General features: G+C 68.3%; 8 protein-coding genes and 1 pseudogene. 1 reads left to right on the top strand and 8 read right to left on the bottom strand.

From position 1 onward, the window contains the following. Positions 1-51: 51 nt before the first annotated feature. The 8 genes and pseudogenes from N0B28_RS14760 to N0B28_RS14725 all read right to left on the bottom strand — a co-directional run bounded on the left by N0B28_RS14760 (position 52) and on the right by N0B28_RS14725 (position 13,982). Positions 52-1,626, bottom strand: coding sequence for a methyl-accepting chemotaxis protein (locus N0B28_RS14760; protein WP_043862919.1), 1,575 nt, complete (start codon positions 1,624-1,626; stop codon positions 52-54). 129 nt (positions 1,627-1,755) lie between these two features. Continuing rightward, positions 1,756-4,215: a TonB-dependent receptor gene (locus N0B28_RS14755; protein ID WP_275727091.1), complete on the bottom strand. Its 2,460-nt coding sequence runs from the start codon at positions 4,213-4,215 to the stop codon at positions 1,756-1,758. A 60-nt stretch (positions 4,216-4,275) separates the two neighbouring features. Beyond that, the gene (locus tag N0B28_RS14750) at positions 4,276-6,507 is read right to left on the bottom strand and encodes a TonB-dependent receptor (RefSeq protein WP_275727088.1); all 2,232 of its coding nucleotides are present in this window, start codon (positions 6,505-6,507) and stop codon (positions 4,276-4,278) included. Positions 6,508-6,755: 248 nt separating this feature from the next. Continuing rightward, positions 6,756-7,814 carry an ABC transporter substrate-binding protein gene (locus N0B28_RS14745; protein ID WP_043862916.1) on the bottom strand — a complete coding sequence of 353 codons (1,059 nt, stop codon included), beginning with the start codon at positions 7,812-7,814 and terminating at the stop codon, positions 6,756-6,758. After that, positions 7,811-8,956 carry an LLM class flavin-dependent oxidoreductase gene (locus N0B28_RS14740; RefSeq protein ID WP_043862915.1) on the bottom strand — a complete coding sequence of 382 codons (1,146 nt, stop codon included), beginning with the start codon at positions 8,954-8,956 and terminating at the stop codon, positions 7,811-7,813. The genes N0B28_RS14745 and N0B28_RS14740 overlap by 4 nt, the downstream gene beginning before the upstream one ends. Positions 8,957-9,139: 183 nt before the next feature. Further along, positions 9,140-10,938, bottom strand: a pseudogene (locus tag N0B28_RS14735) (ABC transporter ATP-binding protein). Continuing rightward, the gene (locus tag N0B28_RS14730; protein ID WP_275727081.1) at positions 10,931-12,709 is read right to left on the bottom strand and encodes an ABC transporter ATP-binding protein; all 1,779 of its coding nucleotides are present in this window, start codon (positions 12,707-12,709) and stop codon (positions 10,931-10,933) included. Before N0B28_RS14730 ends, N0B28_RS14735 begins: the two are co-directional and overlap by 8 nt. Before the next feature lie 55 nt (positions 12,710-12,764). Next, positions 12,765-13,982 carry an acyl-CoA dehydrogenase family protein gene (locus N0B28_RS14725; RefSeq protein WP_275727078.1) on the bottom strand — a complete coding sequence of 406 codons (1,218 nt, stop codon included), beginning with the start codon at positions 13,980-13,982 and terminating at the stop codon, positions 12,765-12,767. Positions 13,983-14,272: 290 nt separating this feature from the next. Here N0B28_RS14725 and N0B28_RS14720 point away from each other — a divergent pair, with 290 nt between their 5' ends. Further along, entirely contained in the window at positions 14,273-15,328 is a 1,056-nt protein-coding gene (locus N0B28_RS14720; protein ID WP_054915367.1) for an ABC transporter substrate-binding protein, read from the top strand. Positions 15,329-15,338: the final 10 nt, after the last annotated feature.

Genomic DNA, 15,338 nt, shown 5'->3' with positions numbered 1-15,338 from the left:
TTTCCCCCTTCACCTGCCCGCGCCCTGCGCCGCAGCCCGTGCCGCGAGCCGTCAGGTGCGAAAATGCACCACCAGGCTCTGCAGGTCGCTGCCCAGGCGCGCCAGTTCGACGCTGGAGCTGGCGATCTCGCTGCTGGCCAGTGCCGACTGGTCGGCGGTTTCGCGCACATGCAGCACGTTGCGGGTGATTTCCTCGACCACCGTGGTCTGTTCTTCGGCGGCGCTGGCGATGCGCAGGCTCATCTGCTGGATGTCCGAGACCTGCCGGGTGATCGCCGCCAGCGCATCGCCGGTGTTGCGCACCCCGGTCACGGTCGACTGGGTCTGCTCCACGCTGGACTGCATGATCTGCGTACTCTCGTTGGCAATGCGCTGCAACTCGCCGATCAGGTGCTCGATCTCCTCGGAAGACTGCTGGGTACGCTGGGCCAGGCTGCGCACCTCGTCGGCCACCACTGCGAAGCCGCGCCCGGCCTCGCCGGCACGTGCCGCCTCGATGGCGGCATTGAGCGCCAGCAGATTGGTCTGCCCGGCCACGGCCTTGATCACCCCGAGCACGCTGGCGATACGGTCGATTTCCTGGTGCAGGCGGCTCATCGACTCGGCCGACACCCCGACCTCGCCGGCCAGCGCCTCGATCTGCACGATGGCATTGCGCGAGATGCCCGAGGCGCCGCTGGCTTCCTCGTCGGCCTGGCGGGCCGCCTGGGCCGCGTCTTCGGAGTTGCGCGCCACGGCCTGCACCATCGAGGTCATCTGGTTCATGGCGGTGGCGACCCGGTCGGTGTCGCTGCGCTGGCTGTCGGTGCCGGCCTGGGTCTGGGTGGTGATGGTGGCCAGCTGGCTGGCCGATACCGCCAGTTGCGAGGAGCCGTGACCAATGCGCGTGATCACCTCGCGCAGACGCTGGCTCATGTCGCCGATGGCGCGCAGCAGCTGGCCCAGTTCGTCTCGCCGATGGCTGTCCAGCTGCACGGTGAGGTCGCCGTGGGCGATGCGCTCGGCCGCCTCCAGGCTCTGGCGCAGCGGGCGCACGATCTGCCGGCCGATCAGCCAGGCGATCAGGGTGCCCAGCACCAGGGTCGCGACGGTCACGCCCAGTAGAATCGAGACCACCGTGGCCACGCTGGCGGCAGCGCGCTCCTCTTCCTTCTTGTACAGCACGTTGATGCTGCCCTGCAGGTCGGCCAGCAGGGCGTTGGCCTGCACCACCCGGGCGCTGTCGGGCGGGTCCAGGGCCAGGGCGGCCTGGTGGGTGGTGATGTAGCCCTGCAGGCCGTCGGCCAGTTGCTGCACGGTCTGCAGGTCTTCGGCGGGCCAGGCGCCGCGCTGCACGTCCTCGAGCACCGCGTTCAGTGCGCTGTGCAAGGCCTGCTGGTGGGTCTGGTGGGTGTCCAGGTGGGCGGCCTGGGGCGCCAGCGCGTACTGGTAGTTGGCCTCGCGGGCAAACACCGTTTCGTCGAACAGGGTGCTCAGTCGGTTGATCCGCTCGAACGAAGTCTTGTCGTTGTGCAACCCCTTGAGGCCGGTGGCGGCCAACCACACCGCCAGGGCCAGCATCAGCCCGAAGCCCAGTGCCAGTTTGCGGGTGACGGTGAGGTTTTCCAGTGAAAGTACGCGCAGCATGAACGCTCCTTAGAGTGGGGGGAACGTGGTTCCCGCCACACTATAGAAGCGCTGTCGCAGTGGATGAAGGCTAAGTGCCATACATCACGCCAAACGTTGATCCAGCTCAATTTTATTGTCGGACAAAACTCAGAAGTCGTAACTCAGGCTGGTGTAGTAGAACGCGCCCTGGGCGCCCTCGGGCGAGGTGATCGAGTACTTCTGCACCCCGTACAGGGTCTGGCCTTCGAGTTTGTCGGGGTGGCTGTCGAACAGGTTGATCGCACCCACCGAGACCTTCAGCCCCTGGTCGAAGCGGTAGCTCAGGTCCAGGTCGGTGATCCACTGCGCGCTGAAGGTCTGGTCCAGGTCGGGGTTGCTGGCATTGAGGCTCTGCCATTCACCGTAGCGGCGCTGGGTCAGGGTCACGCCCCAGTTCTGGTACAGCCAGTTGGCGCTGAGGGTCAGCTTGGTGTCGGGGGTGCCGTGCTCGATCAGGCCCTGGGTGGCGCGCCCGACGATCTGGTTGCCGGCAATGCCGCCGGCATCGCGCAGTTCGGTGATGCGCGTGCGGGTCTTGGCGAAGCCGGCGTTCAGGTCCAGCCGGCCGTACTGCGCCAGGTCCCACTGGTACTGGCCGGCCAGCTCGATGCCGTCGGTGCGGGTGTCGGCAATGTTGGTATAGAACGCCGCACTCTGGATGCTGGCATACGGCGTACCGGCGAAGATCGGCCCCACCACGCTGGCCGGCAACTGGTCGGACAGGGTGATGCGGTTGTCGATGTCGATGCGGTAGGCGTCCACGGTCACCGAGGCGTTGGCCAGCGGGCGCCACACCAGGCCCAGGGAGTAGTTGGTCGACTCTTCGGGCTTGAGTGCGCGCCCGCCCAGCAGCGCGGCCTCGGGGCTGTCGGCACGCAGGGTGCGCTGCTGCACCTCGACCCAGTTGCCGCTGCCAGGTGGCTGCTCCACCACCTGCACGCTGAACGAGGACAGCCCGCTCTGCACCAGCGAGGGGGCGCGGTAGCCGGTGCTGAGGCTGCCGCGTGCGGCGATCTGCGGGGTGAAGTCGTAGCGCAGCGACAGCTTGCCGTTGGTGGTGTCGCCAAAGTCCGAGTAATGCTCCGAGCGCAGCGCCACGCCGGCCTGGAACTTGTCGGTGAGCTGCCCTTCGAGGTCGACATAGGCGCCGAACACCTTGCGCTCCAGCGACGCGGCATCGACGTTGGTGATGCCCGAGTAGTAACCGGGGATCGGCCGCCCGCTGACCGGGTCCAGGCTGCCGAACAGCGGCCCGTTCTGCCAGCCGGCCGCCTCGCCGGCGCCCAGGTGGTAGTTCTCCTTGCGCCAGGCCAGGCCCGCCGACAGGGTCAGCGGCCTGGCCAGCAGGTCGGTGGGGAAGTCGCGCACCCAGTCCAGGGTCAGGTTGGTCTGTTGGTTCTCGCGCTCGCCGGTGTAGATGCTCGACGGGCTGGCCGTGCCCCAGCTGGGGTTGATGGCGTTGCGGTCGGTGGACTTCAACGTGTCGTTGCCGTAGTTGGCAGCCAGGTCGAACGTGCCCAGGGTTTCGTCCTCCCAGCGCAGGCCGCCGGTCACGGCATAGTCTTGCAGGTTGTAGCGGGTGACCGGCAGGCGCCCGTCCGGGTAGCGGCGCAGCGCATCGCTGCCGTAGTTGCGGGCCAGGGTAGTGGGCGGGTCGAAGAAGCCGTCGGCGTCGGTGTTCTTGTGCGCATAGGTGGCAAAGCCATAGGCGGTCAGCCCTTCGCCCAGGCCGATTTCGCTGTTGGCCACCAGGTTGTACTGGTCCGAGACATTGCCCGAGCCCCAGCGCCAGGTGCGGTAGCGGTTGTTCTGCTCGCGCGGGGTATCGGTGCTGGTGCTGCCGGGGTAGAAGATCCGGTTGTCGGGGTTGGTGTCGCTGGCCGGGTCCTGGCTGCCGGCATCGAAGCTCAGGGTCAGGAAGCCATCGTTGGGCAGGGCCAGGCCCTTCCAGCCGCTGAGCTTGCGCTGCAGGCCGTCGCCCTTGTCATAGCCGCCGAAGCGATAGCCCACGTTGCCGCCGTCGTCGTTCTCCTTGAGCACGATGTTGATCACCCCGGCGATGGCGTCCGAGCCGTACTGGGCGGCGGCGCCGTCGCGCAGGATCTCCACCCGCGACACCGCGCTGAGCGGGATCAGGCTCAGGTCCACGGCCGCTGCGCCACGCCCGTTGGCCAGGCCCTGGCGGGTCACGTTGGCGCTGGTATGGCGGCGCTTGCCGTTGACCAGCACCAGCACCTGGTCCGACGCCAGGCCGCGCAGCGAGGCGCCCTGGGCGATGGAGCCGGCGAACGCGCCCTGGGGCGACTGCGGGAAGCTGAACGAGGGCGACAGGGCGGTCAGCGCACCGGACAGGTCGCTGGCGCCGGTGTCCTGCAGCTTTTCGGCGCTCAGCACATCCACCGGGGCTGCGCTTTGCAGCGCGGTGACGTCGCTGCGGCGGGTGCCGACCACGACCACGGTATCGAGCTTGTCATCCGCGCCGGGTGCGGCCTGGGCAGAGCATTCGGGCACGGCAACGCTGCCGATGACCAGCGCGATGGCGCCGGCCAAGGGGGTGGGACGCAACATGGGGTGTACTCCTTGCAAGGCAGTTGAAGTGCGCCGGCAGCCTGCCGCCGGCGCGTTCGATCAGAATCGGCTGGTGACGCTGACGCCGACCGTGCGCGGGTCGCCGTAGGTCAGCACGTACTGGCCCTGGGGGCCGTTGGGCCGGCCGTGCACCTGGTAGCGGCGGTCGGTGAGGTTGTTGACGAAGCCGGTCACGCTGAGCTTTTCATCCGCGCTGAACCAGGTCAGGCGGCTGTTGGCCAGGGTGTAGTGAGGCTGGCTGAGGGTCGGCTCGGCGCTGCTCTGGCGGTTGGCCAGAAAGTACTCCTTGTCGCGAAAACTCACGTCGGCGCCGGCCACCAGCTTGCCGCCGATCGCCAGCGGGATGGTGTAGTCGGCGCCCAGCGACACCACGTTGCGCGGCGAGCGCACGAAGCTGTTGCCGCTGTAGTCGGCGGTCACTTCGCCGGTGGTGGGGTTGACGTTCTTGAAGTCGGTGTACTCGGTGTCCAGGAACGACACCGCCGCGCGCAGGTGCAGGTAGTCGGTGGGCTGGCCCTCGATCTCCAGCTCCGCGCCCTTGACCTTGCCCTTGGCACCGTTGGTGAGCGCGGTGGTGAGCACGCCGCTGTTGACCGTCAGCAGGTTGACCTGGATGTCCTGGTAGTCGTAGTAGAACAGGTTGGCGTTGACCGTCAGGCGGTGGTCGAACCACTCCGATTTCAGGCCCAGCTCGTAGGCATCGAGCTGTTCCGGGTCGACCGTGGTCAGCTGCGCCAGGTTGCTCGACAGCCCGGTGTTGAAGCCGCCGGAGCGAAAGCCGTGGGCATAGCGAAAGAACACCCGCAGGTTGTCGTTGATGCGGTACTCGGGCGTCACATCGTAGGTCCAGGCGTCCCAGCGCTTGCTCTCGTCGCGGTTGCCGTTGGCGCCCGCAGCGCCCAGCGGCACCAGCGGGCCGTTGGCGCTGGTGCGGGTGAGCTGGGCCAGGTCCAGGTCGATGCTCTTTTTCTCGGTGGTCCAGCGCAGCCCGCCGGTCACGGTGAAGTTGTCGCTCAGGTCATAGGCCAGGTTGCCGAACAGCGCGTAGCTGTCGGTCTTGTGGGTGTAGTCGAGGCTGCTCAGGTCGACCCCGCCGATCTGGTTGGAGCCGGTGCCGTTGGGCGTCGGGCCCGGGGTCACGAAACGCCGGTCGGTGCTGTCGAGGGTTTCGTGAAAGTAGTGGGTGCCGAGCATCCAGCGCAGGGTTTCCTGCTGCGGGGAGGCCAGGCGAAATTCCTGCGAGTACTGGTCGTAGCGGTTGTCGGTGTCGCTCGCGCCGTTGACCTCGTAGGGGGTGTAGTCGGCGTCGGTCAGCGACTGCTGGCGGATAGAGTCGTAGGCGGTGATGGAGGTCAGCCGGTAGTCGCCGATGTCCCAGTTCAGGGTCAGCGAGGTGCCGTCGTGGTCGAGTTTGGAGTGCTCGTCCACGTTCAGCTCGATGCGCCGCCCCTGGGGGCGCTGGTAGCCGACGTTGTAATAGGTGCCCAGCGGCAGCGAACCGCTGCTGCCATCGCCCTTGAACTGGCGCCCGTGGAGCTTCCACAGCGCCTCCAGGTCCGGGTTGAGCCTGGCCAGGAACTGCACGCGCACGGCCTTCTTGTTGACGTCGCCATAGGTCTGGTCGTTGGTCAGGTTGTGGGTGAAGCCGTCGCGCTCCTCGGAATACAGCGACACCCGGCCGGCCAGGCGTTCGTCCACCAGGGTGCCGCCCAGGGCGCCGTTGAGGATGCGTTCGTTCTTGCTGCCAAAGCCGATGGTGCCGAAGCCGTCGGTGTCGAAGGTGGGCTTTTTCGAGATCACGTTGACTGCCCCCGCCGTGGTGTTCTTGCCGTACAGGGTGCCTTGCGGGCCGCGCAGCACCTCGATGCGCTCCAGGTCGAACAGCGGGCCGCCGCCGGCGACGGGGGCGTTGAGGTAGACGTCGTCGGCATAGATGCCCACCGGGTAGACCGTGGCGGCGCCGGTGTCGCCGGTGCCCAGGCCGCGGATGTACCAGCGCGGGCGGCCATCGCCATCGGGGTTCTTGGCCGAGGCGTTGGGGATGAAGGTGGTGATGTCGCCCATGGCGCGCACGCCGTCGGCGGTGATACTGGTGCCCTGGACCGCGCTGACCGCCATCGGCACTTCCTGCAGGGTTTCTTCGCGGTGTTGTGCGGTGACGGTGACGGTCTTGAGTGCCGGCGTGGTGCTGTCGTCGGCGTGGGCGGTGCTGGTGCCTGCGAGCAGCAGGCCCAGGCCGATGCCCCTGGCCAGTGGATGAAGCTGATGCATGGTGTGGCTCCCCGAGTGTGGCTGATACGGGGCTAGAGCAGGGTTTGTGCCATGTTTGCAAGTTGTTGATTTACATGGGGTTTATAGGGTGTTTCGGGATGGGTTGCTAGCGGTGCAGCAGGGGGCTGTGGAATGCCTGCTGCTGCAGCAGCAACCGGTTTGAAAAGCTTCGCCAGCAAGGCTGGCTCCTACAGGGGGCGAGGCCTGTGTAGGAGCCAGCCTTGCTGGCGAATGGGGCGACACGATTTTCAGGTGGCCACCCGCGACGTCGACCCGATCACCGCCTCCAGCACACTGAAATCGATCCAGTCGCGCACATCGAAGCGCCGCGCAATGAAATGCCACCGATGCAGAAAATCGGTGAAATCCTGCAGCGCCTCGATCGAGCGACTGTCCAGCGTGGTCCGCAGGCGTCGGTGCGCGTCCTCGCCATACGCCGCCGCCACCCAGTACTCGCTGGTGTTGAGCTCGCGCGCCAGGTAGCGCCGGGTTTCATCGGGGTTGGCCCAGGCCCACTGCTCGGTACGCAGCACCACGTCGACGATGCGCGTGCACGCGCCGAAATGCTGTTGCAGCAGGTTCAGGTCCACGGTCAAGGTGCGCGGCGTGCCGTTGTTGGAACGGATCAGCGGGTCGGGGTGCGAGCCAGTGTCGATCACCACCCGCAAACCGAACTCGTGGGCCAGTTGCAAGGCCGAGGCCCCCTTGAGGAAAATCGCGTCGATGTCGCCGCGCAGCAGCCCGATCAGTTCGTTGTTGCGCCGGCTCACCCGGTTCATGCCCAGGGTCACCGTGGCGCCATGCACATGGGTGACCTGCTCGTCGCTGTGGGTGCCGCCGTAGGGGTAGTCCACCAGCTCCACATCGGCCACGTCCAGGCCTTCGAGCCTGAGCGCGTTTTCCAGCCCGCGCAGGGCCTGGGCGCGGGTGAAGTCGATCTGCACGTTGGCCCACTTGGGCAGGCCGAAGCGGCGGTTCTTGAGGTCGCGCACGCTTTTCACGCCGCTGTCCTCGGTGGTCAGGATCAACTGCACCTCATCGGCCCAGCTCAGCCCCAGCACGCGGGTCTGCACGCCGCTGGCGTAGGCCCAGATCGCCGGAATGTTGCCGCCGTGGCGCACCGAGTTGGGCAGGTGATGGTCGTAGTGGGCTTCGCGCACTTCGCGCTCGCTGGACTCGCGCAGCGACTGGATCGAGGTGCCCAGCGGCTGGAACGCCTCGGCCAGGCGCCCGGTCTGCACGGCGATGCCAAGGCCGGTCGGCACCGGGCTGTGGGTGTACCAGAGGGTATCGAGAGGGGTGGTCATAGGGGCATCGGGTCCTTGATGGGTTGTTGTTGCACCAGCGGCAGCACTTCCTGGCCGATGCGCAGGGCTTCTTCCAGGTGCGGGTTGCCGGCCAGGATGAAGGTCGAGAAGCCGGCGTCGCGGTACTCGGCCAGGCGTTCGGCGATGTTCTGGTGGCTGCCCACCAGGCCCACGGTGGGGCCGGGCTTGGCCTTGGCGAAACCGGCCCACAGGTTTGGCCCCAGAATCAGGTCGTCGAAGCGCTGGATGTTCTGGTGATAGGCGCTCTGGCGGGCGCCGCCGACCGAGTCGCTGGCAGTGCTGAAGGTGCTGGAGAGGGCGCTGGGCCTGCCGTCGAGCCTGTCGAACTGGCGGCGCAGGTCGCGCCAGGCGGCCTCTTCGGTTTCGCGGGCGAACAGGTCCACGCGCAGGCCGAAGCGCACCGTGCGGCCCTGCCTGTCGGCCAGCTCGCGCACGCGCTCGATGTGCGGCCTGAGCTGCTCGATCGGCTCGGCCCAGTTCAGGTACACGTCGGCATGGCGTGCAGCCACGTCCAGGGCCGGGTCGGAGAAGCCGGAGAAGTACACCCCCGGCTTGCGCACATGGGCCAGGTGCTCGGGCAGGGCGCCGTTGTCCAGTTGATAGACCTCGCCCTGGTAGCTGAAGTGCTCGTTGCGCCATAGGCCGTCGATGATGTCGAGAAATTCGCCGGTGCGCCGGTAGCGCTGGTCGTGGTCGAGAAAGTCGCCCTGGGCGCGCTGGCTGGCGGGGTTGCCGCCGGTGATGATGTTCCAGTCCAGGCGGTCGTGGCTCAGGTGCTGCAGGATGGCGGCCTGCTGTGCGGCGTAGGCGGGCAGGGTCCAGGCGGCCTGGAAGGCGATCAGAAAGCGCAGGCGGCGGGTTTCGCGGGCCAGTGCGGCGGCCACGATCCAGGGTTCGGGGCCGGTGGGCAGCAGGGCGCCTTCGAAGCCGGCCAGTTCGGCGGCCTTGGCCACCTGGGCGATGTAGTCGATATAGGTGAAGCCGTCGGGGCGGCCGTCTGCCAGCCGGCCGGGTGCGATATGGCCGTGCTGGTGGCTGAAGCTGCCACGGTTGTGCCGGTCGGTGCTCAATTGCGGCCCGTCGGTGCCCAGGGGCAGGCGCCAGAAGAATTCGGTGCTCATGGCTGTTCCTCGGTGAATGTGCCAGAGGTGGTGCAACCGTCATGCCACGCGGTGCGGGCCCGATTTTGCGGGGGGTGGGCTGCTGCACTGCTGCCAGGGCAGCAGTGCAGCAGCAGTGGGTGCGGCGGTTGCAGCACCAGAGCAATGCCCCTCTGTGGGAGCGGGCTTGACCCGCGATTGGCCCTAACCGGCCCGCGCATAGCTGCGATGCAGCGCCGCATACGCCCCACCCCTGGCCAGCAACTGCGCATGCGGCCCTTGCTCCACCAGGCGGCCCTGGCCGATCACCACGATGCGGTCCGCCTCGCGAATGGTCGCCAGCCGATGCGCGATGATGATCGCCGTGCGCCCCTCGCACAGCCGACGCAACGCCCGCTGGATGCGCCGCTCGGTATGCACGTCCACCGCCGAGGTGGCTTCGTCCAGCACCAGCACCGCGGGGTCTGCCAGGTACGCCCGCACCAGGCACACCAGCTGACGCTGCCCATGGCTCAGGTGCGCGCCCAGCGCCCCCACCTGGGTCGCGTACTGGTGCGGCAGGCGCTCCAGCACTTCATCGGCGCCCAGCTCGCGGGCCGCCGCGATCAGCGTCGCATCGTCCGCCCCCGGTGCTGCCAGGCGCAGGTTGTCGAGGATGCTGCCGGCAAACAGCACGTTGTCCTGCAGCACCACACCCACGTGCCGGCGCAACTGCTGCTGGCTCAACTGGCGAACATCGATGCCATCGAGCTTCACCGCGCCGCCGTCCACGTCATAGAAGCGCGTGAGCAACTGCACCAGCGTGCTCTTGCCATGCCCCGACGGCCCGACCAATGCCAGCACCTCGCCGGCCCGTATGTGCAGGTCCAGCCCGTCGATCACCGGCGTTGGCGCCTGACGCTCATAGGCAAACCACGGGCCCTGGGCAACGCCACGGGCACCTGCGGGTCGAGAATCTGCGGCGCGGTGTCCAGTAGCAGAAAGATCCGCTGCGCCGAAGCCGAACCGGTGGCATAGCGCTCGAACAGGTCGGTCAGCTCCTGCAACGGCCCCAGAAACAGCATCACGTAGAACAGGCTTTCACCCACCTGGCCTACCGTCACCGAACCCTCGGCCAGCCCGTAGCCACCCACCAGCACCAGCACCGCCATGCCCATCGCGGCCAGCAGCGCGGTGAACGGCGCGAACCAGCCCGAGCGCAGGCTGCCCAGAATCAGCGCGCGGTTGAATTCGTCCAGCAGGCCCTGGTAGCGCTGCAGGTTGGTCTGCTGCCGGCCGGTCTGCTGCAGCAGGCGCACGCCGCTGACGCTCTCCACCAGGTGGGCGGTGAAGCGGCTGCGGTTTTCCGCGACCTTCGCCCAGTTGCGCTGGGCGATACGCTTGAAGCCCCAGGTGGCGAGCAGCAGCAACGGCACGCTGCCGATCAGGCTGAAGAAGAACAGCGGCTCGATCAGCCACAGCATCACCGCCGCCAGGCTGCAGCGCAGCAGGGCGCCGAGCAGCTCGGGCGGGCCCTGGATCAGCAGCGGCTCAAGCGCGTCCACGTCGCGGTCGGCCCGCGAAATGATGCGCCCGGCGCGGGTGCGGTCGAAGTAGCCCACGCTCAGCGCCTGCACGTGCGCAAACACCCGCACGCGCAGGTCGTTGAGCACGCTGATCGCGGCGCTGCCGGCGATGTACTGCGACAGCCCCGCCAGCACGAAGCGCCCCAGCCAGCTTGCCGCCAGGCCCGCGCCCAGCCACAGCACCAGCGGCGGGTCCAGCAGCCAGGCGTTGCCGTCATGGATCAGCCCGTGATCGAGCAGCTCGCGCACGAACCACGGGCGCAGAAACACGGTGAACACCAGCACCAGCTCCAGGCCGATCACCCAGCCGATCTGCCGGCGCACCGGGCGCAGCAGGGGCAGCAGGCGCCGGAACATGCTGCGGTCCAGGGCCTTTCTTGCCAGCAATTCTTCTATTTCGATATCGCTCAGGGCAGTGCCCGCTTGCGGCTTAGCCATGCTCGATCCCCAGCAGTTCACGGTAGGTCGGGTTGCGGTGCAGCAGCTGCGCATGGCTGCCGCTGTCGGCAATGCCGGTACTGCTCAGCAGCAGCACGCGGTCGGCCAGTTGCACGGTGCTCAGCTTGCTGGCGATCAGCAGCAGGGTCGGCGCATGCCCATCGCTGCGGCGCTGGCGCAGGGTGTCGAGCACATGCTGCTCGCTGATCGCGTCCAGCGCGCTGGTGGCGTCGTCCAGGCACAGGATGTCGGGGGCCGCCAGCAGGGCGCGGGCCAGGCACAGGCGCTGGCGCTGGCCGCCCGAGAGGGTCACGCCACGGTCGCCCAGCGGCGTGTCCAGGCCCTGGGGCAGGCGCGCCAGCACGTCCTCGGCGCTGGCCTGGCGCAGTGCATCGAGCAGTTGCGCGTCGCTGGCCGTGGGCGCACCCAGGCGCAGGTTGGCAGCCAGGCTGTCGGCGAACAGAAAGCTCTCCTGGGGCAGCACATGCACGCGCCGGCGCAGTTCATCCAGCGCCAGGGTGCGCACGTCGTGCCAGCCCCGTGCAGCGCTGCCCAGCAGCACGCGGCCCTGGTCGGCCTCGGTCAGGCGCGGCAGCAGGCTGGCCAGCAGGCTCTTGCCGGTGCCCGTGGCGCCCACCAGCGCGACCACCTCGCCGGGTTCTATCTGCAACGAGCACTGGCTGAGCACCGCCTGCCCACCGCCGGGCGCTGCCACGCCGACAGCCTCCAGCTTCAGGCCCAGCGGCCCCGGGGGCAGCGACTGCTGACCGCTGACGATGTGTACCGGCGCATCGAGCAACTGCCAGATACGCTCGGCCGAGGCGCGCGCGTCGGCGAAGGTCTGCATCACCCGGCCGATGCCTTCGATGCGAAACACCAGGGTGGTGGCGATCAGCAGCGAGGTCACCAGCTCGCCGATGCCGATGCGCCCCTGGGCCACCAGCTGCGCACCGACCACCAGGATCCACACATGCCCCAGCGCCACCACCGCCTGCGGCAGCGGTATGCGCGAGCTGGCGTAGGCCAGCGCCTGGCGTGCATGCCCGGCAAACACCTGCACCTGCGCGGCAAAGCCCTCGATGCGCTGGGCCTGCAGGCCGAACGACTTGATCACCCGTACCGCGCCGATGCCTTCGGCCAGGTCCTGGTTGACCCGGTCGTAGGCGGCGCCCACGGCACGGTCCAGTGCCACCAGGCGCTCGGTCTGGTGCACGAAGATGCCCAGCCCGAGCACGGTCAGCAGCAGCGGCCCCAGGGCCAGCCACGGGTCGTACCAGGCCAGCAGGCCGACGGTGGCCAGCACCACCAACGGGGTTTCCACCAGTTGGCGCCAGAAGCTGATCAGCGCATCGCGCACCTTGTCCGCATCGCGGGTGGTGCGGGTGACCATCTCGCCCATGCCGTGCTGCCAGTGGTAGCCCAGGTGCAGGGCCTGCACCTGGGCCAGCAGGCGCTCGCGCAGGCGCGTGAGCAGCGCCTGGCCGAGCACCAGCGAGCCGATGGCCGCGGCGTACTGCAACACCGCGCGGCCCAGCGCCACCGCGCCTATCAGCCAGAACCAGTGCCAGGCCAGGCGTGCGTCCAGGCTGCCATCGGCCAGGCGCACCACGGCGGCGCCGGCACTCACGTCGTTCAGCGCATGGCCGATCAGCCATTGCTGCCAGACCAGCCCCAGGTTGATGAAAACGAACAGCCCGGCGACCAGGGCGAAACGCCAGGGCATTTCGCGGTAGATCGCCAGGCTGCGCAGCAGCGGGTGTCGAGGGCTCATGGAAAACTCGAGGCAAAGGGGAAAGCAGGCGCAGGGCAGGCCCCGCGCCCGGTGTTCAGCGGCTGGCGCCCGCGCTCTGCCTGGCGGCGAGAATGGCGGTGTATTCGCCCGGGTCGATGCCGTTGAGGTAGTAGTTGCCCACGTGGTGCAGGCGCCAGCGGATCGGGTCGTGGGTGGTGTGCACCCGCGCATTGCGCCAGAAGCGGTCCAGGTTCCATTTGCTCAGCGAGGCGCTGGCCCCCAGCAGCGAGAAGATGTCGCTGGAGATCTTCAGCGAGGCGGCATCCGAGTGCGCCCGCGCGGTGGCTACCGAGAGAATCAGCTCGTCCTGCAGGGCCTTGTCGTCGGGGGCCAGCTCGTGCGCGTCGAAGGTCCGTGCGGCATCGCGCAGCAGCGATTCGGCGGCGCGCAGGGCCACGGCGTATTCACCGATCTGGCGGATGATGTGCGGCTCTTCGCTGGCGCGCTCCACCTCGCTCTCCACCCACGGGCGCGCGTGCTGGTTGAGGTAGTCGATGCCGGCCTGCAGGGCGCCGGCGGCGATGCCGGTGTCGATGGCCGCGTGCAGTATCTGCGGGAAGGTCAGCCCGGTGCGCTTCATCGGGCCCTGGCGGCGCAGCACATAGCGCTCGTCCAGCTCGATGTTGTCGAACTGCACCGTGCCGCTCACCGAGTTGTTCTGGCCGAAGGCGTCCCAGTCGTCGAGCAGGGTCAGGCCCGGCGTGTCGCGGTGCAGCAGCACCCCGGCGCCGCCGTCGTCGCTGGCGGCGGTCAGCGAGATCCATTCGGCCAGGTACGAGCCGGTGGAGTAGAACTTGCTGCCGTTGAGCACCAGCTTGCCGTCTTCGCGGCGCTCGATGCGGGTTTTGAGGGCGAACTTGTTCTTGCCGCCGACCTCGGCCAGGGCGTTGCCCAGGCGTTTGCCGGCCAGCAGGTCGGCGATCAGGCGCTCGCGCACTTCATCCGGGTAGCCGCTGAGCACACCGCGCAGCATCACGTTGTGAATCTGCAGCAGTTGCCCGACACCGCCGTCGGCGGCGGACACGATGCGCACGGTCTCGACGATGGTCTGTACCGAAGCGCCCAGCCCGCCGAACTGCGTGGGCACGCCGATGGCGGTCAGGCCGCTGTCGGACAGCAGCTGGGCCTGGCGACGCGGCAACTGGTGGTTGTTGTGCGGGTCGCGGGCCAGCTCGGCGATGTGGCCGGCGATTTCATGGGCGGCGGCGATGGCCTGGGCGGCGCTTTCCAGGCGGCGGGGCGGGGTACTCATGCGGGGGCTTCCTTGAATGAACAGGTTTCAGACCCTTGAGCAGGTTCTGTGCCACACGCCGCAAAGCCTTGTGCCACAAGGACTGCGGCCAGGTACGGGCGGCGGGGTGCTGCTGGGGCAGCAGCGGGGCGCCGATTGTTGCTCTGGCAGCAGCAGGGCAGCTGCAACACTGCTGCCAGGCCAGCAGCCGGTGTTCAGAAGGTCTCTAAAAAACCAACAAAAACAATGAGTTGGTGAGTTGGCACGGGCGCTGCTATGGCATGGCTACCTTCGCTTGATGGAACATGCCCATGTCAATCGCCGCTACCTTGCCGTTGCCTGCCGCACCGGCCCTCGAACAGATCTGGTTCACCCGCTGCCCGGTGCCGACCGCCTCCGGCATCGCCTACACCCTGGGCTGGCTGGGCGAGGAATTCGCCGCCGACGGCCTGCCGGTGGAGACCCTGCAGGAGGCCCGCCAGCTCGGCCATCACCACTACGATCACCAGTTGCCCGGGCTGTTTCGCGAGGGCGGCAACGTGCCGGCCCTGGCCGCCCGCGCCGCCGGTTCGCCCAGCCGCCTGATCGGCCTGACCTGGATCGAGGAATGGCAGACCGTCCTGGTACGCCCCGACTCCGGCATCCGCAGCGCCCGGGACCTCAAGGGCAAGCGCCTGGCGCTGCCGGCCTGGGGCGACAACCGCCCGGGCAGCATCGCCCGTGCCATGAGCCTGCATGGCTACAAGGGCGCGCTGAGCCTGGCCGGCCTGAGCTTCGACGATGTCGAACTGGTGGAAGTGGCGCTGCACAACCAGGACGACGCCCCCACCCCCGAGCAGGGCCTGCAGCGCCTGTGGTCGGGGCTGGACTACCTGGCCCGTGGCGAGGTCGACGCGGTGTACGTCAAGGGCGCCGCCGCTGCCGATGCAGCGCGCCGCCTGGGCCTGGTGGTGGGCATCGACCTGGACCAGATCAGCGACCCGCGTTACCGCATCAACAACGGCACGCCACGGCCGATCACCGTGCACCAGAGCCTGCTGGACAACCACTTCGAGCTGGTGGTGCGCTTCCTGGCGCAGACCCTGCGCGCCGCCGACTGGGCCAGCCACAACCGCGAGGCACTGCTGCGCATCCTGCAGGACGAGACCCGCGCCGGCGCCCAGGGCGTGGACGAAGCCTACCGTGGCGACTTCCACACCACCCTGGCCCCGGACCTCTCGGCCCAGCGCCTGGGCTACCTGGACATCCAGAAGACCTTCCTCAACCTGCATGGCTTTCTCGAAGCCGATTTCAACCTCGCCGACTGGGTCGACCCGCGTCCACTGCAAGCTGCCCATCAACTGCTGGCCCGGCGCGCCCGCGCCTGAACCAAGGAGT

This window comes from Pseudomonas sp. SD17-1 (genome assembly GCF_029201585.1).
In the GTDB taxonomy this organism is placed as follows: domain Bacteria; phylum Pseudomonadota; class Gammaproteobacteria; order Pseudomonadales; family Pseudomonadaceae; genus Aquipseudomonas; species Aquipseudomonas palmensis.
The sequence above is the reverse complement of the archived record's forward strand: the minus strand, read 5'-3'. Positions and strand labels throughout refer to the sequence as shown.